A 23,692-nucleotide genomic window follows, 5' to 3' on the forward strand; every position below is an offset into this window, starting at 1 on the left:
GAGCAGGCCTCACCGAAACCGGCCGTGCCGGATACGCTTTGGCGTCATGCGCCCTTGGCGCCGATCAGGCCGGCAGAAGCGCCGCTTCCTCAATGGAGTGCGGCACAAGCGCCGGAGCCTGCCAGCGCCCCTGGTCGACATCCTCGATTTCCCGATCGATCTCGCCGATAACCTGTCGCGAAAATGGGCCGAGATGCAGATAAAGCGCGCTGGTCATCACCACATAGGGCAACGCCTTCGGGTTATGCAGCGCGCAATCCACCAACATGCGCCAGAATTGCCGCGTCGTTCCCGGTCCCGCACGATAGATGCGCAGGATCAGCCGAACGAAGCTGCGAAGGTCACCCCGTATCATCCGATGTGTTCGCTGGCGCCCGAGCATCCGGCCAAGCCGGCGCACACGGCCAAAATAAGCGACCGGGTCATAGATCGCAGCGAGTACTGTCCTGTAGTCGTGCAGCACGTCACGACGTGGTCGCTTCGTCTCGAAGTTCAGCCCACCGGTGCATTGATCCCCCGATTGCGGCTGATCATCATCGGAGAACAGACGCCCCTCCGCCAGCAGACGCCGCGTAAGCTGTGTCGTGGGCAGGGCATAGAGCAGGCCGACCATGCAGACCGGAATCGCCGTATCCTCGATACACGCGATCATGCCAGGGGCAACACTGCCTTTCTCGCTGTCGAACCCGACGATGAAACCGGCATTCACGAAAATTCCGGCCTCATGGATCCTCTCGATGCTCTGTTGCAGGCTCCGCCGGGTATTCTGCTTCTTCTGCGCCATGACCAGAGTGTCCGTATCGGGGCTCTCGATCCCGACGAACACCGCAAAGAAATTCGTCTCCGCCAGACTACGCAGCAGGTCGGCATCGTCGGCGAGGTTGATGGATGCCTCGGTCGAAAATTCGAACGGGAATTTCTTTTCTTCCTGCCAATGCTTCAAACCGGGCAGGAATTTCTTCAGCGCCTTCTTGTTCCCAATCAGGTTGTCATCGACAAAATCCACATGCCCCCGATAACCAAGCGCATACAGGGCATCGAGTTCAGCCATGACCTGTTCATTCGTCTTGGTACGCGGTACCCGACCGTACAATTCGATAATGTCACAGAACTCGCAACTGAACGGACACCCGCGCGAAAACTGGACCCCGACATGCAGGTACTGATCCAGTTTCAGAAGATCGAAACGAGGCACCGGGCTTTTGGTAACGTCGGTCTTTCCCATCGGGGCTTCGAACACGCCCTGCCTGTCTCCCCTGCGCCATGCAGTGATAAAATGCTCCATAATTTCCTCGGCTTCCCCGAGGACCTGAAAATTCGCGGCGCCATAGACCGGTGGACTGGATGTGACATCGGGGCCGCCAACCACCACCGGCTTGTCGCAGGCACGGCACATTTCAATAATATGCAGGGCATCGTTCCGCTGCGGAAGCATCCCGCCGGTCATCACCAGATCGGCCCACTGTAGATCTTTGTCACTCAGTAACTCAGTGTTACGATTGACCAGCCTGATTTCCCATTTTTTCGGGAGCAGCGCGGCAACGGTAATCAGGCCAAGCGGTGCCGCCGGGTAGCGTGCCCCGGCCAGATCGCAGGTCTCCTTGTAATTCCAGAACGAACCTGCGTTGAAAAGCGGAAAGATCATCAGGATCTTGCAGCTGTCGGTCATCACGGAGTGATCCTTTGATTGAACAGCTGATCACGATCAAAGCGGACGATCTCTCGTTCTCTTCGACTGCGCATCCGGCCGTGGTGGCCGTGGGTCCATGGGAGGTAATATGTGCGACATCTGTCATGCCGATGTCGGGCGCGGAAGTTTCAAACGGTAACATTCCGGCGAAAGGCCGTCACAGATCCCTTCGTCCGGGTGAAGGAATGCTTATACGCCCAATGATCCGCAATAGCGATAGAACCGGATCTTTCGCCTACAAAACTGAAAAATCTGTTTCTTTTCCATAAGCGATTACAGGCGGTCGAAACGACCGCGATGCCTGCATCGCGGAAGCTCCGCAACGAGCTCGCTGCCGGTCGCCACAAAAAAGCGGCCAGACATATCTCCCGTCCCTGCAGTCCTTTTCAAAAAGGATGCAATCACCCGATAAACGTCCTGCTGACGAGACAACCCGCTCGTTTTCCGGTATCAGAAATCCGGGCTGTGGGCACAGATCATCCCGTCGCCCTTTCCATCCCCGGCAGTCAGAAATCCGGCATCGTCGGTGCCAGAAGCCCACCCATGCGCAGCGGCGCCATCCGACGCGCCAGCCCGGTGGCATCGTCGGTCTCCACCATCATGCCTGCCACAGTCGCCACCCCCTCGGCCGGCTGCAACCGCTCGCCGGGCATCCGCCGCAGGAAGCGTGCAATCGCGGCATCCTTGCCCATGCCGATCACGCTGTCATAGTCGCCGCACATGCCCGCATCGGTCTGGTAGGCCGTACCACCGGGCAGGATGCGATGGTCGGCCGTGGGCGTATGGGTATGGGTGCCCACCACCAGCGAGGCCCGGCCATCCAGCACATGCCCCATCGCCCATTTCTCGCTCGACGCCTCGGCGTGGATATCCACCACCACCGCATGCACCGTCACACCCAGCCGGTGCCGTGCCATGATGTCGGTCACAGCGCGGAACGGATCGTCCAGCGCCTCCATGAACTGGCGCCCCATGACGTTGATCACCAGCGCCTTGCGCCCATCCACTAGTTCCACCACCACGCTACCTTGCCCCGGCGTACCGGGCGGATAATTGGCCGGGCGAATGATGCGCGGTTCCGCATCGATCTGGCCAACGAGGTCCTTGCGATCCCACGCATGGTTGCCCAGCGTCACGACATCGACCCCGGCCGCGAACAGATCACGGGCAATGGCCAGCGAGAGGCCGAACCCATGGCTGGCATTCTCGCCATTCACCACCACCAGGTCCAGGCGCAGATCCCGCCGCAGATTGGGCACCACTTCTGTTACCGCTTCGCGCCCCGTGCGGCCGACAATGTCGCCCAGAAACAAGATCCGCACCCGTCTTTCCTTCTTCCACTTTGTGCCGTCTCTCCTTCTTTTTCTGAAGAAAAAGAAGCAAAAAGACTTTTGTCCGTTCAGGATCCTCGCAAGCCGCACGCGAAAGGCTCCCGAACAGATCAAAAGTTTTTTGGTTCCTTTTTCCAAAAAAAGAACAGAAACCCCTCACACCCGAATCACTTCCCGCTCCGTCATGATCACCGGCAACGGAACGTCATACGGTCCCACCGGCACCACCGGCACCTCCTGCGCCGACAGGCCGAAGCCCACCGCCGGCACCCCGGGCAGCCCCGCCAGCGTGCGGTCGTAATAACCGCCCCCGTATCCCAGCCGAAACCCCCGCCTGTCAAAACCCAGCAGCGGAACGAACACCAGATCCGGCCGCGCGGCCTCACCATCCGGATGCAGCGTGCCAAAACGCCCGGGGCACATCGTCGCCTCGGGGCACCAGCGATGGAAGCTCAAGGGTCGCCCACGCGGCGGCGTCTGGGGCAACAGCACGCCGTAGCCATCCTCATGCAGGTCGGCGCACAGGCTACGCAGATCCACCTCGCCGGGCAGCGGCCACACGGCCGCCACACAAGCCCCCGGAGGCAGCACGGCGCGGACATGGTCCCCCATCCGACGGCACAGCGCCGCGGCGGCATCCGGCGCTGCCGCACGCAGGCCACGCAAATGCCGGCGCAATTCGGCCTTCGCCTCCACCAGCGCAGGCGGGTCGGACAGGGGGAGATCGGAATGAATGGGAATGTGCGGAGCCACCATGGCCGTTGGTCTTTCAGCCCTCCCGGACCTGCTCACGCAGGTGGGCGCCAGATAACATGACCAGGATCACGCCAGAGCCAGCTCCCTAAGGAAGTGCTTATCGGCCCAGGGGTTGAGTTGCCTGACGAACCCGGCAGCCCCGCCCTCCATACTTAGGGATGTTCGAGCGTCGCCGCAATGCTCTCGGCACGCTCGACCAGCAGGGCGAGCTGTTCGCGCCGGCGCTCGTTCTCCACCCGCGCCTGCCGGCCCTCGGCAAGCTGGCGCGCGGTATCCGCCGGCATCTTCTCGACCGACAGATCATGAATCTCGTCGGCCATCAGCAAAGCCGCCAGCGCCAGGATCCGGGCCTCGCCGCTCTGGCCGCCGATGGCGCGGATATGCTCGATCCGGCGCTCGACCTCCAGCGCCATGGCCTGGAGATGGCGTTCCTGGCCGTCCTTGCAGCCGACGACATAGGCATAGCCATTGATGCGGACCGTGACCTGCGCCATGGCTCAGCCCTCCCCCGTCACGTCGATATCTTCGTCCGGGCCCAGCACATCGCGAACCCGCGCGATCAACGCATCGATATTGGCCGCCAGCGTCTGGAGATCGGGCGCCGGGGCCACCGCCTCGTGCCGACGATCCAGGGCAAAGGCGATACGGTTCAATGCCTGCTCCAGCCGGTCTGCGGGATCGCTCGTCTCCCAGGCAACCGGGCTGTTCGGTCCTTCAACATGCCCCACAGTCGTCATTCCCGTCACTCGACGTCTCAATCTTCACCCAGCCCTGCATATCGGCAGCATTTCGCCATGCATAACCCGCATGGCGCGCCCGCCAATCCACATTTCCGGACAGACACTCACTCTTGAACTGATCGCCCGCACGGGGTTCAACGTCAAGCAATGATCCATCCCCCGCCCCCGCCGCGCGTCTTCGTCGTCGCCTCGGCGGTGGAGATCCGCGCCGTGCTGGCCGTGCTGCCCGCACCCGAACTACCCGACACAGCAGGCTATGCCCTGCTCTCGCCAGCCGATGCGGGCTGCTTCATGGGCCCCGCTTGGTGGCGCGCGCTGCTCGCCGAAACCGGGGCCGCTATTCCCGCCTTCCTCGATTGCGGCACGGCAGCCGGCCGCGCGGCGGAGGCACTGGGGCTGGGCCTGCGCCACATCGTGCTGCACGGCACCGGGCGCCAGGCGGAAACGATCCACCTGCTGGCCCAATCGCTGGGCGCGACCTGCCTGCCCCACCGTCCGCCCCACCACGTGGTCGGGCCCGCCCCGTCACCCGAACGGCTGCGGGCCAGTCTCTCCGGCACCGATCACCCGCGATAGGCCCCTGATCCCCCTGTCCTCGCACCGCGCGGCGCCGTATGATCGGCGGACGATGTATGATTGCCAGCTTTATCTCGTCACTCCCCCGGCCCTCGACCCGGTCGCGTTCGCGCCGGATCTGGCGCGCGCCCTCGATGCCGGCCCCGTCGCCGCCGTGCAGTTGCGCCTGAAGGACGTACCCGACGATACGATCCTGCGCGCGATCGACATCCTGCGCCCGGTGGCGCAGGAACGCGACGTCGCCTTTATCCTGAACGACCGGCCCGACCTGGCCCGTCGCAGCGGCTGCGACGGCGCGCATGTCGGCGGCGAAGACATGGACGCCGCCGCCGCCCGCGCCCTGCTGGGCGACCAACTGCAACTGGGCGTGTCCTGCTACGACAGCCGCGACCTGGCGATGCGCGCGGGCGAGGCCGGGGCCGATTACGTGGCGTTCGGCGCGTTCTTCCCCTCGATCTCCAAGGAAACCGACATCCGCGCCCCCGTGGAACTGCTGACATGGTGGAGTGCGATGATGGAACTGCCGGTCGTTGCCATCGGCGGCATCACGGCCGAAAACTGCGCCCCGCTGGTGCGGGCCGGCGCCGATTTCCTGGCGGTGATCAGCGCCGTCTGGTCGCATCCCGATGGTCCCGCAGCCGGCGTGCGTGCCATGAACGCCGCGATAGACGCCGCCTGAAAACAGGTCCTGTTGGCGCTCAGACGGGCGCCAGCAGCGAACTGGTCAGATACAGCACGCCATTGGATTGCGGCATCCCGTCAATCCAGATCGGCGCCGCCCGCCCGGCCCCGTCCGACAATACCAGCCGCCCCGCCGGATCGCGCCCCACCAGCACCGTTCCACCGGCAACCGTCGGCAGGCTGATCCGGTTGCCGGGCGCCACGGCAATCAACTGGCGCAGACGCGCCGCCGGATAAGCGCCACGCACGATACTGTAGGCCAGCGCCTGACGCAGGGCCGCCGGGGCCGGTATCCCGCCCGAAGGGTCGGATGCCCGCGCGAACTGCTCCATCGACAGGTTGGACACGGCAAAAACGGTAAACGGCCCCGCCTCGCGCAACGGCGCCATCATCCCGGTGAGGTCCAGCGCCCGCGTGTAATCGGCCAGTTCGATACTGCCGCGCAGGCTCTCGTTCAGCGGCCGGTCGCGATAGATCGGCGTGTCGGGCGCGCCATAGGCCACCTGGCTGTCCGGCCGCCCGTGATCCAGCGCCGGTGTGTAGCTATGTTCGACCGAAACCGTGGGAATGGCCGCCGCCCGACTGTCGCCGCGCACCAGAAATGCGTCCTGCCGCGCGGCAGGCGCGCACGCCACGACCGAGCATGCCATCAGGCAGGCCATCACACCGAGCGGCGCACGCATTCCACCCCCTTGCGGGGCAGACCGTCGCCGCCCCGTCGTCATGCCCGCCTCAGCAGGCGGCGATCAGCATCCATCCCCGCGCATCGTCCAGCCCGATACCCGGCCGGCGATGATCTCGAACGTCGTCTGGCAGGTGCTGGTATAGACGGTGCCGCCCATGCCACCCCAGCCGCCGCCCCAACCGGGGCCGCCCCAGCCACCACCCCAGCCGCCTCCCCAGCCGCCGCCCCAACCACCCCAGCCGCCGCCCCAGCCGGGGCCACCGCCCCAACCCCAGCCCCAGCCGCCGGCACCGGGCGAGTAGTTGGTCTCGCTGTCGATATAGGCCAGGAAATTATGGCCCTGGGCCTCATACGAGCGTGTGGGCACGCCGAAGGTGCGGATCACGTCCACCTCGCCCCGGCCGACCATCGAATTGAGCAGCTTCCGCTGCTCGGGAGAGGGAACCTCGCACGCCGTCAGGGCGAGCAGGGCAGCCAGCGGTAGGAGCGAGAGGTATTTCATGATCCGGGTTACCGATCTACAGGACAGAATTTATCATGGCGTTAACGTAGCATCATGGCCATGACGTACGAATTGGGGACGAAATTACAAATATTTCAACCCGTCCCGGCGTCAGCCCAGCCATAAAATGTCATTTATGCGGCCCGTCGCCGCCGCCAACATGACGAGCCGATCAAATCCCAGTGCAATGCCCGCGCAGGGCGGCAGATGCGCCAGCGCCGCCAGCAGGGCCTCGTCCATCGGCCAGTCCAGCCCGGGCACGGTGCCATACAGCGCCGCCCGCCGGGCCCGGTCGTCCATAAAGCGCCGGCGCTGCTCCACCGGGTCGGTCAGTTCCTCGAACGCATTCGCCAGCTCCACGCCGGCCGCATAAAGCTCGAAACGCAGCGCCGTGCGCGGATCGGCCGGATCGCGGCGCGCCAGCGCCGCCTGGCTGGCCGGCCAGTGCGTCAGGAAGGTCGGCCGCTCCCGGCCGATCGCCGGCTCCACCCGCTCCATCAGCAGGCGAAAGAACAGATCCTCCCACGTCTCGCCGTCCCGCAGCGCGCACCCCGCCGCCATGGCCAGCGCACCGGCATCCCCTTCGGTGGGCAGCAGGTCCACCCCCGCATGCCGGGCAAAGGCCTCCTGCATCGTCAGGCGCTCGAACGGCCCATCGACCCGCAGCGGCACGGAGTCCGCCAGCCCGCCGGACGGCGTAAGAACCGGCGGCAGCACGGCCCGCATCAGCGCCTCGGTCTCGTCCATCAGCGCCGAGAGCGACGCACCGGGCCGATACCATTCCAGCATGGTGAACTCCGACGCATGAAGATGGCTGCCCTCCTCATTGCGCCAGACCCGCGCCAACTGAAAAACCGGCAGGCCGGTCGCCGCGACGATCCGCTTCATGGCAAATTCGGGGCTGGTGTGCAGGAACAGCGCCTCGCCGGTTCCGTCATGATGCCGCCGTTCGGTGCGGAACACCTTCAGATGCACCTCCTCGCCCGGCGTCGGCACCGCATAAGGCGTGTCGACCTCCAGATAGCCCCGTGCATCGAAGAAGGCCCGAACCCCCCGCGCCACCAGCGCCCGCCGCAGCAGCAGCGGCAACCGCTCGGCAATGCGATCGGGATCGCGATCCGGCGCGGAAAGGGAGGCAGAACCGCCACCGTCGGTCATGGAGGACTCCTGTTGCGGGACGAAGACCGGTCGAGTAGAGCCAGCCGATGGCACGATCGGTCAACCATCCCCAGGACGATTCCGCCCCGCCGACGGGCCGGACGCTGCGCGACATCCCCGCCCTGGTCGCCGCCGGGCTGGTGCCTCCGGACGCCGCCCCGGCGCTGGAGCAGGTGGCCCGGCAATACGCCACCGCCATCCCCCCCGCCTTCGCCGCGCTGATCGAACGGCCGGACGACCCGATCGGCCTGCAGGTCATTCCCGATGCAGCCGAACTGGCGGTCGCGGCCCATGAACGCGCCGACCCGATCGGCGACGACGCGCTGTCACCGGTGCCCGGCATCGTCCACCGCTATGCCGACCGCGCGCTGCTCAAGCCCCTGCTGGTCTGCCCGCTCTATTGCCGCTTCTGCTTCCGGCGCGAGCATGTCGGCCCCGATGGCGGCGTGCTGGACGACGCCGCCCTGGCCCGCGCGCTGGACTGGCTGCGCGACCACCCCGCCATCCGCGAGGTGATCCTGACCGGCGGCGACCCGCTGATGCTCTCCCCCCGCCGCCTGCGCCAGATCGTCCAGGCGCTCGACGCCATGCCCCACGTCACGACCATCCGCATCCACAGCCGCGTGCCCGTCGCCGACCCCGCCCGCATCACCGACGAACTGGCCGATGCGATGCAGACCGACCGCGCCATGTGGGTGGTCATGCACGCCAACCATGCCAGCGAATTCACCCCCGCCGCCCGCGCTGCCCTGCGCCGCATCCAGGCGCGGGCCATCCCGGTGCTGGGCCAGTCGGTGCTGCTGCGCGGCGTCAATAACAGCGTCGCGGCGCTGGAAGGCCTGTTCCGCGCGATGGTCGAGGCCAGGGTGAAGCCCTACTACCTGCACCAGCTCGACCCCGCCCCCGGCACCACGCGCTTCCATGTGCCGATCGCCGAAGGCCGGCGCCTGCTGGCGGGCCTGCGCGGCCGGGTGACGGGCCTCGCCTGGCCCACCTACACGCTCGACATTCCGGGCGGCCACGGCAAGGTGCCGCTGGGGCCGGACTATCTCGAAACCGGGGAAGAGGGCCTCATGGTCCGCGATCCGGCGGGCGAGCGCCACAAACTCGCCTCGGAATCCGCGCCCAACCTTGCCCTCGGCGCCCGAGAGCGTTAGAAGCCCGCCTTCCATACCCATAGTCAGACAGGGCCCACCATGAAACAGCAGGCGAACCTGATCCGTGCCGGACAGGTCATCGAGCACGAAGGCCGTCGCTGGACCGTCCTGAAGCAGCAGATCATCACCCCCGGCAAGGGCGGCGCCTTCATCCAGGTGGAGATGCGCGACCTCAAGACCGGCAACAAGACCAACGAGCGCTGGCGCACCGCCGACACCGTCGAACGTCTGATGACCGAGGAAAAGGAATATACCTATTCCTACATGGACGGCGACAACGTCGTGCTGATGGACCCGGAGACGTTCGAGCAGACGCTGATCCCGCTGGACCTGCTGGGCGACCAGGCCCCGTTCCTGCAGGACAACATGACGCTGGTGATCAACCTGGTCGAAGGCGACCCGGTGGGCGTGCAGCTTCCCGCCCAGGTCACGCTGGAAATCGTCGAGGCCGATCCGGTCGTGAAGGGCCAAACCGCCAGCTCGTCCTACAAGCCGGCCAAGCTGTCCAACGGCGTCAAGACCATGGTGCCGCCGTTTATCGAAGCCGGCGAGCGCATCGTCGTCCGCACCGAAGACGCCAGCTACGTGGAACGCGCGAAGGGCTGAAGCCCCCGCACGGCCCCATGGCACGCCCATGGGGCCGCGTTTTTTTCGTTACACAGAACATCTTTGCGTGATGAGGTGGCGTCCACGTCATCCCGACCCGCTCCAGCCAGACAGGACCGATCGCCGTGGCCATGCGACTCTCTCCCCATATGACGGTGATGCAGAACGCGGCCCAGAAGGCCGCGCGGCGTCTGCTGCGTGACTTCAACGAAGTCGAGCAGCTTCAGGTCAGCATCAAGGGCCCCGGCGATTTCGTCTCGCAGGCCGATCTGCGCGCCGAAGCCGCGATCCGCGAGGAACTGGAGCGCGCCCGCCCCGGCTACGCCTTCCTGATGGAGGAAAGCGGCGCCTCGGGCAGCGACAACTGGACCTGGCGCTGGATCGTCGATCCGCTGGACGGCACCACCAACTTCCTGCACGGCATCCCGCACTGGGCGATCTCGATCGCCCTGCAACGCCGCCTGCCCGACGGCACGATCGAACTGGCGGCGGCGCTGGTCTACAACCCGGCCGCCAACGAGACCTTCTGGGCCGAAAAAGGCGTGGGCGCGTTCCTCAACGAGCGCCGCATCCGCGTCTCGGCCCGCCGCGACATGCACGAGGCCCTGTTCGCCACCGGTATTCCCTTCGCCAAGGTCCCGGCCCAGCGCCGCTTGCCCTTCGCCCGCACGCTGGGCGCGCTGATGCCGCAGGTGGCGGGCATCCGCCGCTTCGGCGCGGCGGCGCTCGACCTCGCCTGGGTGGCCGCCGGCCGCTACGAGGGCTTCTGGGAACTGGGCCTGAAGCCATGGGACTGCGCGGCCGGCCTGCTGCTGGTGCGCGAGGCCGGCGGCTACGCTACCGACCCCGACGGTGCCGACCTCAACGACATGGGCGATTCGGTCAATGTCGTGGCCGGCAACGCCCAGCTCCACGGCAAACTGCGCGAACTGGTGGCCGAAAGCCTGACCGCACGCCCCTGAGCCACCCCGGAGGCTGTTGCGAAAGCCCCGCTGGCACCGGCCTGACGGCGGTTTCCTGCGCTTCAGGGCTCACGACGAGGCGGCTTTCAAAAGCCTCCTCGCACTCTGCCTCTTCGGCCCGCGTGCGATCTGTTCTAGGCTGCCCCGATCATGCCTGATATCCGCCTCGCACTCCCCTCGCGCTCCGGCCCGCATCGCCGGGCCGCATCCCGCGCCATGCTCGCGACGCTCGCAGCGCTTGGCGGACTGGCCCTCACCCCGGCGCACGCGCAGGTCACGACCGACGACAGCGCGCTCTCCGCCCTGCCGGCAGCGAGGGCACCGAAGCCGGCCCCGAACCGCACCGCCACCCCGCGCGCGCCAGCGACCCAACCCTCTGCCCCATCGGCCGCCGCGCCCACGCCGACGCAACCCGCGCCGGCCCATGCCGGTCCGCTCCCGGCCATTCCCGCCGCGCCGCCTCCGCCGCCGGTCATCCGTCCGCCCGTGGTCGATGTCCCGCTCCATCCGCCCGCGCTCCCGCCGGAAGTCCCGGCAAAGGCCGACGCCCAGGGCAGCATCACCGACCGCCCCGGCGGCCTGCGCCTCACCTTCGCGGCCGGCAGTACGGACATGAACGCGGCGATGATCGACGGGGTGAAGCGCTTCGCCGCCACCCTGTTGCAGGCGCCCTACGCCCGGGCCGAGATCGACGCCACGGCCTCCGGCGCCGCCGACGACGTCTCCACGCCCCGGCGCCTGTCGCTGGCGCGCGGCCTCGCGATCCGCTCGATCCTGATCCATGCCGGGGTCGCCACGACGCGGATCTATGTCCGCGCGATCGGGGTGCCCGCGCCCGGCGCGGCAAAAAGATCCGACAGCCCCAACGAAACGCCTCCGGATCATGTTGACGTGACCCGGTCGGATATGGTCGCCTCTGCGCCGTCGCCTTCCCCCGCCCCTTCGGAGCAGCGTTCCGCACCGTGACCCAGCCGACAACCTATCTCCTGCGTATCGTCCTGTTCCTCACGGTCGTCGTGCTGGCAGCCAGCGCCCTCGGGCGCATGCTGTACACCGCCTTCTTCAACAACCCGATCCTGGACGGGCTGATCCTGGGCATCCTCGCCCTGGGCATCGTCTGGAACATCCGCATGGTGCTGCGGCTGATCCCCGAGGTCCGCTGGGTGGAAACGCTGCGCCAGCCGCGTGACGGCCTGGCCCAGCCCACCCCGCCGACCCTGCTGGCGCCGATGGCGTCGATGCTGGCCACGCGCAACCGCTCCGACCGGCTGGTCCTGTCCACCCCCGCGATGCAGTCGATGCTCGACAGCCTCTCCTCGCGCCTCGACGAGGGCCGGGAACTGTCGCGCTACATGACCAACCTGCTGATCTTCCTCGGCCTGCTGGGCACGTTCTACGGCCTGCTGCTGACGATCTGGTCGATCGCCGACGTCATCACCAGCCTGTCGGTCGGCTCGGGCGACCTGAACGCGATGTTCGACCAGCTGAAGACCGGCCTGGCCAAGCCGCTGCACGGCATGGGCACCGCCTTCTCGGGCTCGATGTTCGGCCTGGCCAGCGCCCTGGTGCTGGGCTTCCTCGACCTGACGGCGGGACAGGCGCAGAACCGCTTCTTCAACGAGCTGGAGGAATGGCTGGCCGGCCTGACCCGCATCGGCTCCACCATCGGCACCGGCGACGGCACCGATGCCGGCATCCCCGTCTACGTCCAGGCGCTGCTGGAACAGACGGCCGAGAACCTGGAAAAGCTGCAGGCCCTGATCGCACGCGGCGAGGAAGGCCGGCACCAGCAGCAGGCGCTGCTGGTCAGCCTGAACGACCGGATCGGCGTGATGACCGAGACGATGCGCGCCAGCCACGTCCTGATGCAGCGCATGGCCGAGGAGTCCAGCCAGCAGCAACTGCGCGGCATCGAAGCCCAGTTGACCCGCATCCTGTCGGACATGGAACAGGGCCGCACCCAGATCGCCACCGACATTCGCGGCGATCTGCGCCTGCTCACGCGCACCATCGCGGCATCCGCTCCCGCCGGCGCGCGCGCGCCCTGATCGCCCCCGGCATCGCGAGGTAACAGCATGGCACGCCGCCGCCGCCAGACCCATTCCGGCCTGGACGCCTGGCCGGGATATGTGGACGCCCTGTCCACCCTGCTGATGGTCGTCATCTTCGTCCTGCTGGTCTTCGTGCTGGGGCAGGCATTCCTGTCCGTAGTGCTGGCCAAGCGCCAGCAGGCAATGGAGCAGTTGACGCAGCAGGTCAGCAAGCTGAACGACATGCTGGCGCTGGAACAGGGCCGCAGCCACACGCTCCAGCTCTCGGTCGCCTCGCTGCGCTCCGCGCACGACAAGGACGTGGCGATGGCCTCGTCGCTCACCGCCCAGGTGTCGCAGTTGACCGCCGAGCGCGACAATCTGTCCCAGGCCAGCCAGCAGCAGGTCGCGGCCCTGAGCACGCAGCTCGACGAACTCCGCCGGCAGCTCGGCGCGGCGATGATGATGCTGGACATGTCCGAGCAGCAGGTCCACGACCGCGACCACAAGATCGACGATCTGGGGCAGAAGCTGAACGTGGCCATGGCCGACAAGGTCGAGCAGTTGCAGCGCTACCGGTCGGAATTCTTCGGTCGCCTGCGCGACATCCTGAAGGACCAGGACGGCGTGCAGATCGTGGGCGACCGCTTCGTCTTCCAGAGCGAGGTCCTCTTCCCCCCCGGCGGCGCCGAGCTCTCGCCCAAGGGCGTGGCCGAGATCCGCACCCTCGCCCGCACCTTCCGCCAGGTCTCCAGCCAGATCCCCACCGCGATCCCCTGGATCATGCGGGTGGACGGCCATGCCGACCGCCAGCCGATCCACAGCGCCTTCGCCAGCAACTGGGAACTGTCGACGGCGCGCGCGATCACCGTGGTCAAGCTGCTGATCGCGGAAGGCATCAGTCCCCAGCACCTGGCCGCGACCGGCTTCGCCGATTTCCAGCCGCTGGACAATCACGATACCCAGGCAGCCTATGCCCGCAACCGGCGCATCGAGTTCCGCCTGACCGACCGCTAGTGTCCAGCGCCGCACCCGGGCAGGTCGCCCGGATCTTCCGCAATACCGGTTACCTGCTGGGCGGCAAGGGGATGGCCGGCGTGCTCGGCTTCCTCACCACCGCGCTGGTCGTGCGCGCGCTGGGGCTGGAGCAATATGGCGCGCTGCTGCTGATCCATTCCTGCGCCTCGTCCTTCTCGGTCGCCACGCGCTTCCAGTCCTGGCAGCCGCTGCTGCATTTCGGCAATGCGCTGTTCGCCCGTGGCGAGCAGACGCGCTTCCAGGTCCTGCTGCGCCACTGCATCATGCTGGACGCCCTCGGCGCCGCCACCGGCACCATCCTGGCCCTGATCGGGGTCGCGACCTTCGGCCGTGTCTTCGGCTGGTCGGCCGCCACCCAGGGGCCGGCGCTCCTCTACATGACCGCGGTCCTGTTCATGAACACCTGCTGGGCGCTGGGCGTGCTGCGCCTGACCAACCGCTTCCGGCAATCCGCCCTGGCCGACCTTGCGCTCAACACGACCCGCCTGGTGGGCACCCTGCTGGGCCTGGGCCTGCACTGGCACCTGGGTGGCTTCATGATCGTCTGGTACCTGGGCGTCGTCATGTCGTTTACGGCCAATTGCAGCACCGCCTGGGCGGCCATCCGGCATGCACCCAGCCTGCGCGGCTTCCGGCTGTTCGGCACGGCCTGGCGGACGGATTTCTACGGCATCTGGCGCCTCACATTATCCACCAGCGGCAACCAGGCCCTCTCGGCCCTGACCTCCCGCGTCACCGTGCTGATCGTGGGCGCGGCAACCAATCCCGCCGCCGCCGCCATCTACAGCGTCACCTGGCATGTCTGCGATGCCCTGGCCCAGCCGGCGCAATTGCTTACCCCCGCCCTCTATCCCGAACTGATCCGCCTGCGCGACCAGGGCGACCGCGCGGGCATGCGCCGCGTCATGCTCCGCATCTTCCAGGCGCTGGGCCTGTTTTCCGCCCTGGCGCTGATCGTGGCGGCCACGGTTGGCCCGTGGATATTCCACACCCTGCTGGCGGTGCGGACGAACGATCTGGCGCTGCTGATGGTGCTGACCACGGCCGCGATCCTCGATCTGTGGGATGTGCCGCTGGAGCCGTTCCTGGTCTCGCTGGGCTATGCCCACCGCCTGTTCACCGGCCGCATCGCCGCGACCACGCTATGCCTGCCGGTGCTCTATGGCCTGGCGCGCCTGTGGGGCGTGAACGGGGCGGGCATCGCAACCCTGCTGGCCGAAGCCCTGATCCTGTCCACGCGCGTCATCCCGTTCCTCCGCCTGCGCCACCCATAGCACCCGAATAGGAGAAACCGCAGTCAACGGAGCAGGTCAGGCTTTCAGAGGCTGTTTCAAAAGCCCCGATGGTGAGTGGAAGCGTGGCGTCAGCCATGCGTCTGGCGGTGGTTTTTGAGCATCGGAGCGGAGCGGCCTTGATGGCCGTGAGCACCGACGCGCAGAAAACCGCCGTCAGGCCGCCGCCATCGGGGCTTTTGAAACAGCCTCTCAGGCTTCCGCTGGGAGGGGTATCGGGTCGGTCGGATGCTGGGCACCGCGATAACGGTCGAACATGCTCATCTGATGCACGCAGCTCAGGGTGCAGGTCGGGCTGCACGATTTCTCGGTATGATATTCGCGCTTCAGGTCCGCGGGGCCATATTCCAGCAACGGAATGCCCGGATAGCCGCGCTGCTGCGAACACCAATGCACCCGCCCATCCTCGGTCACGTAGAGGTACCGGGCGCCGGCGCGGCATTTCCAGTCGTTCGGCTGGCCGTGCATCAGGTTCTTCTGGAATAGCCGGTAGTTCAGCGTATGGACCAGCGAGGGCGAAATCTCGGTCACCCGGCGATAGGCCTGCATCTGCGCATCGCTCAACGCCTTCAGCCCACCCTGATGGTCATGCAGCACCCCCACCGAGTGCTGCAATCCGTAGCGCGCCGCCGTCTCGGCGATCGTCACCACATCCTGCGTCCGTTCGCCGGTCACGCCGAGCACCGAATTCACATTGACCTTGAACTGCGCATGCTTCGACAGCAGCGCCAGCCGGCCTTCGACCGAAGACAGGCTCTTCATCGAAATGTCATCGGGGGTGATATTGTCGATACTGACCTGCATCCCCTGGAGGCCCGCCGCATTCAGCCGGTCGATCCAGGCGCGCGACAGGCGGAAGCCGTTGGTGATGGTGGTCACGATCATGCCATGATCGCGGGCCACGCGCACGATCCGGTCCAGGTCGGGATGCAGCAGCGGCTCGCCGCCGGTAAAGGTGATCGAGGCGGTTCCCAGCTTCGCCAGATGATCGACTCGCGCCTTCAGGTCCGCGAACGGCACCGGGGCCGAGAAATCGTCGTACTCGTTGCAATAGCCGCAGACCAGGTTGCAACGGCGCGTCACCACCACCTGCGCCAGCAGCGGCGTGTAGCGCGTGGCGATGGCCTTGGCCGCGAACCGCACTCCCGCACCCAGGTTGCTGAGGCGGCGGGCCAGGGGAATATGGTTCATCGTTGCCCTATCGTCCAGGAAACCGGCGCAAGCCGGAAAGCGGCCGCATCATAGGAACGGCTCGGCCCGCGCGATAGTCCGGGCCGAAGAAGAATCCGCGCCGCCATGGGCCCGGATCAGATCGTCATACCAGCATTCCAGGGTTTCCGTCTGCCGCCGCAGGTCGAATCGCCCGGCGACGAAGGCCCGTCCGGCCCGCCCCATCGCCGCGCGCATCGCCGGATCGGCCACCAGCGCGCCCATGGCGGCAGCCAGCGCCTCGACATCGCGGGGCGGCACGATCAAGCCGCTGCGCCCCTCGGCCACCCCCTCGGGAATACCACCTACCCGCGAGGCGACGACCGGCACGCCGCAGGCCGCCGCCTCCAGCATCACCATCCCCAGCCCCTCCACGCGCCCGCTGGCCGTCAGCACGCTGGGCAGCACCAGCATCATCGCCCGCCGCATCCAGTCCATGACCACCGCATGCGGCCGCGCCCCCAGAAACAGCACCCGCGCGCCCACGCCCAGCGCACCGGCCAGCGCCTCCAGCCGCCCGCGCAACGGCCCATCCCCGATAATGGCCAGGCGCAGGTCCCGATGCTCCGCCGCGAGGCGGGCAAAGGCCCGCAGCAGATATTCGGTGCCTTTCATCTCGACCAGCCGCGCGACATGCAGGATCACCGGCGTCTCTTCCGCCGGCTCGCGCGGCTGGTAGGCCGCACAATCCACGCCGATATAATGCACATGCGTCCGCTCCGCCGGAAAGCCGCGCGCCAGCGCCTGGTCGCGCAGAAAGCCGGAATTGCACAGGAACAACTGCCCCTGCCGTGCCAGCGCGCGCCGATGCAGCGGATAGTTCGCCCACGCCGGCGAGCACAGGAAACGCCGGTCGGACAGGGTCACGTCGAAACCATGGAACGTCGTGACCAGCGGCACATCCAGCCGCCGCGCCAGTGGCAGGGCATACACCCCATCGACCCCGAAATGGGCATGGACCAGGGCCGGATGCCGCCCCGCCAGCAGGCGCAGATACGGCGCGGGGTCGCGCGTCAGCATCTGCGCCAGCATGCGCGGCCACGCGCCGTGCCGCCAGAGGTCGCGCAGCAACAGCGCACGCCCCCCGTCCGGGCCGGGCCCAAAGCGCATGCGCCCCAGATAGAGCGGCGCATGGCGACGCAGGGCCTGCGCCTGCTGGGCGATGAAAATCTCGGAAACCCGGAACTGGTTCTGGCGAAAGATGACGATTTCACGCAATTAGGGTTTTCTCTCGCCGATGGTCTTCCAGGACTGGCGGACTCTACAGTCGAACACCGACAAAGCAAAAGAGCGCGCATTTCACGATGAGGCCGAACGTTCGAAACCGCACGGCGGAAAGCCGGCTGCCATGACCATTCCCGCCCGCGTCCATTTCTGCTGGGTCGGCCCCCGCCTGCCCTGGGCCTATGTCTTCGCCATCCTCTCGGCCGCCGCGACGGGCGACATGGACACGGTCATCCTGCATCACACCGATGCGCTCGAGGACGGCCCGCAGAAGCGCGCGCTGGAGAACACCCCCGGCGTCATCCTGTCCCGCGTCGACCCACGGCGCGACCTGGCGGCGGTGGAACGGGCCGCCGACCTGCCGTCGGGCAGCCTCGTCACGCTGTATGAAGGCGTCCGCACGCCGGTCCAGCGCGCGGATATCCTGCGCACCGCGATCCTCTACCGCGACGGCGGAATCTATCTGGACATGGATACCCTCACCACGGCCTCGCTGCGCCCGCTGCTGGAATCCGGTCCGTTCATCGGGGCCGAGCGCATCGTCTGGCCGCCGCATGTCCGACGGTCGCGTTCGCCCCTGCTGAGGGCAAGACATACCGGGCTGTCGCTGATGCGCCGGGCGTTCCGCGCGCTGCCCGGCGGCTGGAAAGGGTTCCGCCGGGTCGAACATCTCTATCCGCTGGGGCTGAACAACGCGATACTGGGCTCGCCTCCCGGCACACCCTGGCTGCGCGCCTGTCTCCGCGCCATGCTGGCCCTGTCGCCCGAGGCACGGCTGCGGCCCTACGCGCTCGGCCCCCACCTGCTCCAGGGAGTCGTGGAGCAACGGGGCGCGGACGACCTGACCATCCACGAGCCGTCCGTGTTCTACCCGGTACCGCCCGAGATCTCCGAACATCTCTTCCGGGTCACCCGGCAGGCACGGGCGGAGGATATCCTGCTCCCGCGCACGCGCGTGGTGCACTGGTATGCATCGGTCCGCACGCGCTCGCGGGTGGGCCGGATCACGCCGGCCTATGTCAGGGCCCATCGCGACAGCGAATATTACAGTGCCCTGGTCTGCGCCACGGTCCCCGACCTGCCCGCCGACGGCGATCCGGACTGACCGTCGCCGGACAGCCTCTTCACCATTGACGGCAAACCCGGCAGTCTCCAGAAACGGGCAATCGCCTGGGAGGACGGTTTCGCAACCGCCGGTCCCGGGGCGAGGCCCAGATATGCATCTGCACCAAGCGGGGGAAACATAATCATGTCGTTCGAGAGCATGAAGTCACAACTCTCTGCCAAGCCTGGTTTCATCGCCGCCCTTGACCAGAGCGGGGGCTCCACGCCCGGCGCCCTGGGCCATTACGGCATTCCCGAAAGCGCCTATAACGGCGACGACGAGATGTTCCGCCTGATGCACGAGATGCGCGTGCGCATCATCACGGCGCCCTCCTTCACCGGCGACAAGGTCATCGCCGCCATCCTGTTCGAACGCACGATGGACGGGCTGGTCGGCGACAAGCGCGTTCCCGCCTATCTGTGGGAAGATCGCGGCGTCGTCCCGTTCCTGAAGGTCGACAAGGGGCTGGAAGAGGAAGTGGACGGCGTCCGGCTGATGAAGCCGATCCCGGGCCTGGACCCGCTGCTGGCCCGTGCCGTGAAGCTGGGCATCTACGGCACCAAGGAGCGCTCGGTCATCAACCTGGCGAACCCGGAGGGCATCGCCGCCATCGTGACGCAGCAGTTCGACCTGGCCCGCCAGATCGCCGCCCACGGCCTGGTGCCGATCCTGGAGCCGGAAGTCCTGATCAAGAGCCCGCAGAAGGCCGCCGCCGAGGCGATCCTGCGCGACGAGCTGGCACGCGGCCTCGACGCGCTGCCCGGCGACTACCAGGTGATGCTGAAGCTGACGATCCCCGAGACCCCGGACCTGTATCTCGATCTGGTCCGCCATCCCCGCGTGCAGCGCGTGGTGGCGCTGTCCGGCGGCTACACGCTGGACGATGCCTGCACCCGCCTGGCGGCCAATCACGGCATGATCGCCAGCTTCTCCCGCGCGCTGGTCGGCGACCTGAAAGTGTCCATGACCGACACCGAATTCGACGCCACCCTGGCAAAGGCGATCGACAAGATCTACCGCGCCTCCACCATCAAATCCTGAAAACCTGCCTGGAAATGCGCGCTGGTGGCGATCCGGCGCGCATTTTCTGCGCTTCGCGGCGGGCGGCCCGTAAGGCCGCTCCGCTGCGATGCTCGAAAATACACGCCGGGCGCTGCCCATAGGGCCGCTCTCGCTCACCAGCCCACATTTCCAGGCAGGTTTTCCGACCTGACCGGGTACTATCCAGCGCGTTTTTGGCGTAACCGGACGAAACCCACTCACACCGTCACGTCGACCGGCCGGAAGCGCATCCGCTCCAGCGATCCGCGCGTCTCGGCAATCATCGTGCGCGGCGGCAGCAGCAGGCCGGGGTCGCTCAGGCCGGCCACCGCGCCCGCCAGCAGCAGGACATTCCCCTCCCGCCCCTCGGCCTCCTCGAACAGGCGCACATCACCCCACGGCGACACCGCCCGCCCGGCCGTGACGGCGGCCCGGCCGACCAGATCCGGCCGGCCGGGCCCCTCGAACAGGTTCATCGCCAGAAACCCGTCCTCCGCCAGACGATAGACCGCATCGGACAGAAACCCCGTACCCACCAGATGGCCGGGCACAACATCCCCCTGGAAGGCATCGACGACGATCGCGCCGAAACGCCGGGTCACGGGCAGGCCACGCAGATAGGCCGCCCCATCCGTCAGATGGCACGGAATCCACGACGGCAGGCCGAAATGCTGCCGGGCGATGGCAAAGGCCAGCGGATTCACATCGACCAGCTCGACCGCCCGCTCCGCCCTGTCCAGCATCGTGGCCAGCGACCCCCCGCCACAGCCGATCACCAGCACCGGCTCGTCCGACCGGCTGCCCGCCGGGGTCTGCATCAGGAAGCCGAACAGCGCATGGATATACGGCGCGTAGCTGATGCCATCGGCATCGCTTTCGCTCTGGCACCAGCCCTCCTGCCAGTAGATACGGCTTTCGGTCCGCACATCCTCGCTGATCCAGATATCGCCCTGGTCGCTGCTGTAATGGGCCAGCACCTCGTGGTCGGGGGGAATGAAGGGCGCGGTCATCTCAGGGAACGGGACCCGGCGGCGTCGGCTCCGAAAGCCGGTCCCGCAGATCGGCCATCGCCCCCGGCAGCGCGAGCCAGACCAGGATCGGCGCCAGCCCGAGCAGCGCCCCCGCCCGCCACCAGCCATAGGCCAGCGCCCCACCTACGCCACCACAGGCGAAAGACAGGACGATCCCGCCATGAAGCGCCAGCCGCTGGCGGACCTGCACCATGCGGCCCGGATCGCCCGGCCGGCGCACCGCATCCAGCCAGTCCGCGAGTTCGATCCCGAAATCGGTCAGCATGCCGGTCATATGCGTCGTGCGCACCCGGGCGCCGGAAATGCGCGTGACCGTCGCATTCTGCAATCCCATCAGGAAACTGAGCCCATAAGCCAGAACCGGCTCGCGCGGCCCGACCCGCAGCACAATGTCCAGCGCCCCCAGCAGCGCCAGCAGCACCGCTTCCAGCAGGATGCTGTAGGCATAGATGGCCGGGCGATGATGGTGCCGACCGGCATTGACCAGAAAGGCCGACAGAACCGCCCCCGCCACGAAGGCGGCAATCAGCCCCAGGCAAGCCAATGCCGAGGACAGGTCGACCGCGCGCAGGTCCATGGACAGGCTGGAGAGGTTGCCCGTCATGTTGGCCGAATAATACCCGACCGCGAGAAAGCCCGCCGCGTTGACCGCGCCGGCGACAGCCGCCAGCGAACAGCCCAGCCGGCGGTCCATGACGAGCGTTCTGGCTTCTCCCTCGCGCAGCAGCATCCTACCCGCCCCGTTTCACCCCATCCGCCGCCATGAAGGACTGCAGCCCGGCATTCAGCGCGCGCTCGAAGGCGGCCAGCGTCTCCTCGCTGGCATAATGCTCGATCCCCTCGGCGTCGATACGCACATTCTCGGTGCTGATCCCCAACGCGGCCAGAAAGGACTCGACGATCCGGTGCCGCCGGCGCACATCCGTCGCCAGCAATGCCCCGGCCTCGGTCAGGAACACGCCGCGATAGGGCTTCTGCGTCACCAGGCCCTCATTGGCCAGCCGGGCCAGCATCTTCGCCACCGTGGGCTGGGAAACGCCCAGCCGCGCGGCGATATCGACCTGCCGCGCCTCCATGCCCTCGGCGAGCAGATCGGCGATCAGTTCGACATAATCCTCGACCAGAACATTGCGCCGGGCCGCGCGATTGGCCCGAAACCCCTCGGATTGCGCCTTCGCGTCCACGATACGCGGCGCCTTGGCGGCCCCCGCCTGTCTTTTCAATGGAACCCTCGCGGCCAGACAATATTCCCCGAAGCATAAAACATTCCCCCCCCTTCAGTCCATCCGGGCGGCATGCGCGGCCACAACCGACCCGCCAGGATACGCCTACACCAGGGGGGCCGCATCGGCTTCCGCCGATGTCGGCGGGGCCGGTGCCTTCTCGTCCAGCACGCGGGATATCGGAGCCTCGAACGCCCATGTCACGCCATCCGGCTCATAGCGATACGTCACGGCCGCCCCGATGACGGCCCGCGGATTCCGCTCGATCACCGCCGTACCGAACCCCTGGCCGGCAGGCGCCTGTACCCTGGGTCCGCCGATTTCCTGCCAGACCAGCCGAAAATAATCGCCGTCGCTTCGCTCCAGCACCACCCAGTCGATCGCCACCGTGCCCGTGTCGTTGGACAGCGCGCCGTATTTGATGGCGTTGGTCGTCAGTTCGAAGATCGCCAGCCCGAGCCGTTCCGCCGTCTCGGGCAGAAGGCGCAGTCCACCCACGCCATGCAGCAGCAGGCGATTCTGGTTCACATCGCCAATCACCGCCGTCTGCGAAGCCAGCAGCTTTTCGATCGTGATGCCCGACCACTGCCCGTTGATCAGCAGGTCCTGGTTCCGCGCGATCGCGGCGATACGCTGGCCGAGAACCGACACGAACGGCGCCTGCGGGTCCGGCACGGTGCGCCGGATCAGGGCCTGGATCACGGCGAGCATGTTCTTCGACCGATGCGCCAGTTCATGCAGCAGCAGCGCGATCCGGCGCTCGCTGGCGCGCTGCGCGGTCACGTCCCGCGAGACGCACAGAACGGCCTCGACATTCTCCTCCGCGTTTTTCAGCGGCGTCAGCATATTGTCCCAATAGCGCGGGTCCTGGCCCGGCAACTGGCTCACCCCGAGGAAGCGCGCATTCTCCCCCTGCTTCGCCTTCAGCAGCGCCTGACGCCCGGCCGGATGCGATTCCCGGGGCAGCAGATGCAACCAGTCCATGCCGAAGCCGGACTCCTCGCCCACATTCAGCGCCACGCAGCCGGCCCGGTTCATCCGCGCCAGCGTCCCATCCGGCCGGACGAGCTTGATGCAGTCGACGCTGACATCGAGCATTTCCTGCTGCATCCGGCTGTCGCGCAGAAGCGCCAGTTCACGCCGCTTTCGGGCATGGATATCCGTCAGGCTGCACAGCCAGCGGGGCGCCCCGTCCGGTCCATCGGGCAGCGGCCGCATCCGCAGCAGAAACCAGCGCGCCCCATCGACCGGATGCACAATGCGAAGATCGGCCTCGAACACCCCACCGGCCAGCATGGCCTCCCGCATCGCCGGGTCGAGCTGGCGCTGATCGGCGGGAAGAACCCGTTCCATCCATCGGGACGAAGCAAAGTCCGCCGTCCCGTATTCCCGCCAGGCCCTGTTGAAATATTCATGCCGACCGTCGCTTCCGCAGACGCAGATCATGTCCGGAACAAGGTCGAGAGAGCTATATCGGTTTTCAGAAAGGGCGTTTTTCTCTTGCGGCATGCGACTTCTGACTGTTTGACCCGTGTTCGGCACAACCGATATTACCCCAAGAAATATAACAAATTATGGCAACCCACTCCCTGCGAGAGAAAATTCATCCATCACTTTGAATTATTTAAGAGATTTCCTCTTCGCAACGCCACATC

25 protein-coding genes and 1 other RNA gene are annotated in these 23,692 nt (G+C 66.9%); 11 read left to right on the forward strand and 15 right to left on the reverse strand.

The features are described 5' to 3' along the window. Positions 1–64: 64 nt before the first annotated feature. The 6 genes from ACMAUO_RS16730 to ACMAUO_RS16755 form a co-directional block, all read right to left on the reverse strand. Complete coding sequence (locus ACMAUO_RS16730; protein ID WP_420358059.1) at positions 65–1,669, reverse strand: B12-binding domain-containing radical SAM protein; 1,605 nt, start codon at positions 1,667–1,669, stop codon at positions 65–67. Between the two features lie 527 nt (positions 1,670–2,196). After that, on the reverse strand, positions 2,197–3,012 hold the full coding sequence (locus ACMAUO_RS16735; RefSeq protein WP_420358060.1) for a TIGR00282 family metallophosphoesterase: 816 nt from the start codon (positions 3,010–3,012) through the stop codon (positions 2,197–2,199). 165 nt (positions 3,013–3,177) lie between these two features. Continuing rightward, the gene (locus ACMAUO_RS16740) at positions 3,178–3,777 is read right to left on the reverse strand and encodes a 5-formyltetrahydrofolate cyclo-ligase (RefSeq protein WP_420358061.1); all 600 of its coding nucleotides are present in this window, start codon (positions 3,775–3,777) and stop codon (positions 3,178–3,180) included. Beyond that, positions 3,764–3,920, reverse strand: a non-coding RNA gene (gene ssrS, locus ACMAUO_RS16745) — 6S RNA. Before ssrS ends, ACMAUO_RS16740 begins: the two co-directional genes overlap by 14 nt. Before the next feature lie 9 nt (positions 3,921–3,929). Further along, a complete protein-coding gene (locus ACMAUO_RS16750; RefSeq protein WP_420358062.1) occupies positions 3,930–4,271 on the reverse strand; it encodes a cell division protein ZapA in 342 nt (113 codons plus the stop codon). A gap of 3 nt (positions 4,272–4,274) precedes the next feature. Further along, complete coding sequence (locus ACMAUO_RS16755; protein ID WP_420358306.1) at positions 4,275–4,514, reverse strand: hypothetical protein; 240 nt, start codon at positions 4,512–4,514, stop codon at positions 4,275–4,277. A gap of 150 nt (positions 4,515–4,664) precedes the next feature. On the opposite strand from ACMAUO_RS16755, the gene ACMAUO_RS16760 reads away from it, so the two are divergent. Both ACMAUO_RS16760 and thiE read left to right on the forward strand, forming a co-directional pair. Continuing rightward, a complete protein-coding gene (locus ACMAUO_RS16760) occupies positions 4,665–5,093 on the forward strand; it encodes a hypothetical protein (protein ID WP_420358063.1) in 429 nt (142 codons plus the stop codon). 52 nt (positions 5,094–5,145) lie between these two features. Then, positions 5,146–5,772 carry a thiamine phosphate synthase gene (thiE, locus tag ACMAUO_RS16765; RefSeq protein WP_420358064.1) on the forward strand — a complete coding sequence of 209 codons (627 nt, stop codon included), beginning with the start codon at positions 5,146–5,148 and terminating at the stop codon, positions 5,770–5,772. 19 nt (positions 5,773–5,791) lie between these two features. On the opposite strand, the gene ACMAUO_RS16770 is transcribed toward thiE, so the two are convergent. The 3 genes from ACMAUO_RS16770 to epmA all read right to left on the reverse strand — a co-directional run bounded on the left by ACMAUO_RS16770 (position 5,792) and on the right by epmA (position 8,119). Next, positions 5,792–6,457 carry a fasciclin domain-containing protein gene (locus ACMAUO_RS16770; RefSeq protein ID WP_420358065.1) on the reverse strand — a complete coding sequence of 222 codons (666 nt, stop codon included), beginning with the start codon at positions 6,455–6,457 and terminating at the stop codon, positions 5,792–5,794. Positions 6,458–6,520: 63 nt separating this feature from the next. Further along, on the reverse strand, positions 6,521–6,961 hold the full coding sequence (locus ACMAUO_RS16775; protein ID WP_114726288.1) for a hypothetical protein: 441 nt from the start codon (positions 6,959–6,961) through the stop codon (positions 6,521–6,523). A gap of 111 nt (positions 6,962–7,072) precedes the next feature. Then, the gene (gene epmA, locus ACMAUO_RS16780) at positions 7,073–8,119 is read right to left on the reverse strand and encodes an EF-P lysine aminoacylase EpmA (RefSeq protein ID WP_420358066.1); all 1,047 of its coding nucleotides are present in this window, start codon (positions 8,117–8,119) and stop codon (positions 7,073–7,075) included. Positions 8,120–8,166: 47 nt separating this feature from the next. Between epmA and ACMAUO_RS16785 the strand changes: the two genes are divergently transcribed. From ACMAUO_RS16785 to ACMAUO_RS16815, 7 genes are all read left to right on the forward strand, one after another. Further along, complete coding sequence (locus tag ACMAUO_RS16785; RefSeq protein WP_420358067.1) at positions 8,167–9,276, forward strand: lysine-2,3-aminomutase-like protein; 1,110 nt, start codon at positions 8,167–8,169, stop codon at positions 9,274–9,276. A 39-nt stretch (positions 9,277–9,315) separates the two neighbouring features. Continuing rightward, complete coding sequence (gene efp, locus ACMAUO_RS16790) at positions 9,316–9,882, forward strand: elongation factor P (protein ID WP_114726285.1); 567 nt, start codon at positions 9,316–9,318, stop codon at positions 9,880–9,882. A 131-nt stretch (positions 9,883–10,013) separates the two neighbouring features. Beyond that, positions 10,014–10,844: an inositol monophosphatase family protein gene (locus tag ACMAUO_RS16795; protein WP_182974945.1), complete on the forward strand. Its 831-nt coding sequence runs from the start codon at positions 10,014–10,016 to the stop codon at positions 10,842–10,844. A 150-nt stretch (positions 10,845–10,994) separates the two neighbouring features. Further along, positions 10,995–11,810: an OmpA family protein gene (locus tag ACMAUO_RS16800; RefSeq protein ID WP_420358068.1), complete on the forward strand. Its 816-nt coding sequence runs from the start codon at positions 10,995–10,997 to the stop codon at positions 11,808–11,810. Continuing rightward, on the forward strand, positions 11,807–12,892 hold the full coding sequence (locus ACMAUO_RS16805) for a flagellar motor protein MotA (RefSeq protein ID WP_420358069.1): 1,086 nt from the start codon (positions 11,807–11,809) through the stop codon (positions 12,890–12,892). The genes ACMAUO_RS16800 and ACMAUO_RS16805 overlap by 4 nt, the downstream gene beginning before the upstream one ends. A 27-nt stretch (positions 12,893–12,919) precedes the next feature. Beyond that, the gene (locus ACMAUO_RS16810) at positions 12,920–13,891 is read left to right on the forward strand and encodes a peptidoglycan -binding protein (RefSeq protein ID WP_420358070.1); all 972 of its coding nucleotides are present in this window, start codon (positions 12,920–12,922) and stop codon (positions 13,889–13,891) included. Further along, complete coding sequence (locus ACMAUO_RS16815; protein ID WP_420358071.1) at positions 13,891–15,186, forward strand: lipopolysaccharide biosynthesis protein; 1,296 nt, start codon at positions 13,891–13,893, stop codon at positions 15,184–15,186. The genes ACMAUO_RS16810 and ACMAUO_RS16815 overlap by 1 nt, the downstream gene beginning before the upstream one ends. A gap of 210 nt (positions 15,187–15,396) precedes the next feature. Here ACMAUO_RS16815 and ACMAUO_RS16820 read toward each other — a convergent pair whose 3' ends face one another. Both ACMAUO_RS16820 and ACMAUO_RS16825 read right to left on the reverse strand, forming a co-directional pair. After that, positions 15,397–16,395, reverse strand: a complete 999-nt coding sequence (locus tag ACMAUO_RS16820; RefSeq protein WP_420358072.1) for a radical SAM protein — start codon at positions 16,393–16,395, stop codon at positions 15,397–15,399. Between the two features lie 48 nt (positions 16,396–16,443). Further along, positions 16,444–17,631, reverse strand: a complete 1,188-nt coding sequence (locus ACMAUO_RS16825; protein ID WP_420358073.1) for a glycosyltransferase — start codon at positions 17,629–17,631, stop codon at positions 16,444–16,446. A 130-nt stretch (positions 17,632–17,761) separates the two neighbouring features. On the opposite strand from ACMAUO_RS16825, the gene ACMAUO_RS16830 reads away from it, so the two are divergent. Further along, positions 17,762–18,742, forward strand: a complete 981-nt coding sequence (locus ACMAUO_RS16830; RefSeq protein ID WP_420358074.1) for a glycosyltransferase — start codon at positions 17,762–17,764, stop codon at positions 18,740–18,742. Between the two features lie 144 nt (positions 18,743–18,886). Next, complete coding sequence (locus ACMAUO_RS16835) at positions 18,887–19,783, forward strand: fructose bisphosphate aldolase (protein WP_420358075.1); 897 nt, start codon at positions 18,887–18,889, stop codon at positions 19,781–19,783. 218 nt (positions 19,784–20,001) lie between these two features. Here the strand turns inward: ACMAUO_RS16835 and ACMAUO_RS16840 are convergent, their stop codons facing one another. The 4 genes from ACMAUO_RS16840 to ACMAUO_RS16855 all read right to left on the reverse strand — a co-directional run bounded on the left by ACMAUO_RS16840 (position 20,002) and on the right by ACMAUO_RS16855 (position 23,546). After that, positions 20,002–20,793, reverse strand: a complete 792-nt coding sequence (locus ACMAUO_RS16840) for a spermidine synthase (RefSeq protein WP_420358076.1) — start codon at positions 20,791–20,793, stop codon at positions 20,002–20,004. A 1-nt stretch (position 20,794) separates the two neighbouring features. Beyond that, positions 20,795–21,544, reverse strand: a complete 750-nt coding sequence (locus ACMAUO_RS16845) for a YoaK family protein (protein ID WP_420358077.1) — start codon at positions 21,542–21,544, stop codon at positions 20,795–20,797. 1 nt (position 21,545) lies between these two features. After that, on the reverse strand, positions 21,546–22,037 hold the full coding sequence (gene mntR, locus ACMAUO_RS16850) for a manganese-binding transcriptional regulator MntR (protein WP_420358078.1): 492 nt from the start codon (positions 22,035–22,037) through the stop codon (positions 21,546–21,548). A 105-nt stretch (positions 22,038–22,142) separates the two neighbouring features. Further along, entirely contained in the window at positions 22,143–23,546 is a 1,404-nt protein-coding gene (locus ACMAUO_RS16855) for a sensor histidine kinase (RefSeq protein WP_420358079.1), read from the reverse strand. Between the last annotated feature and the right edge of the window lie 146 nt (positions 23,547–23,692).

Origin of the sequence: Gluconacetobacter brunescens, from assembly GCF_048695475.1 — a bacterium.
Taxonomy (GTDB): Bacteria; Pseudomonadota; Alphaproteobacteria; order Acetobacterales; family Acetobacteraceae; genus Gluconacetobacter.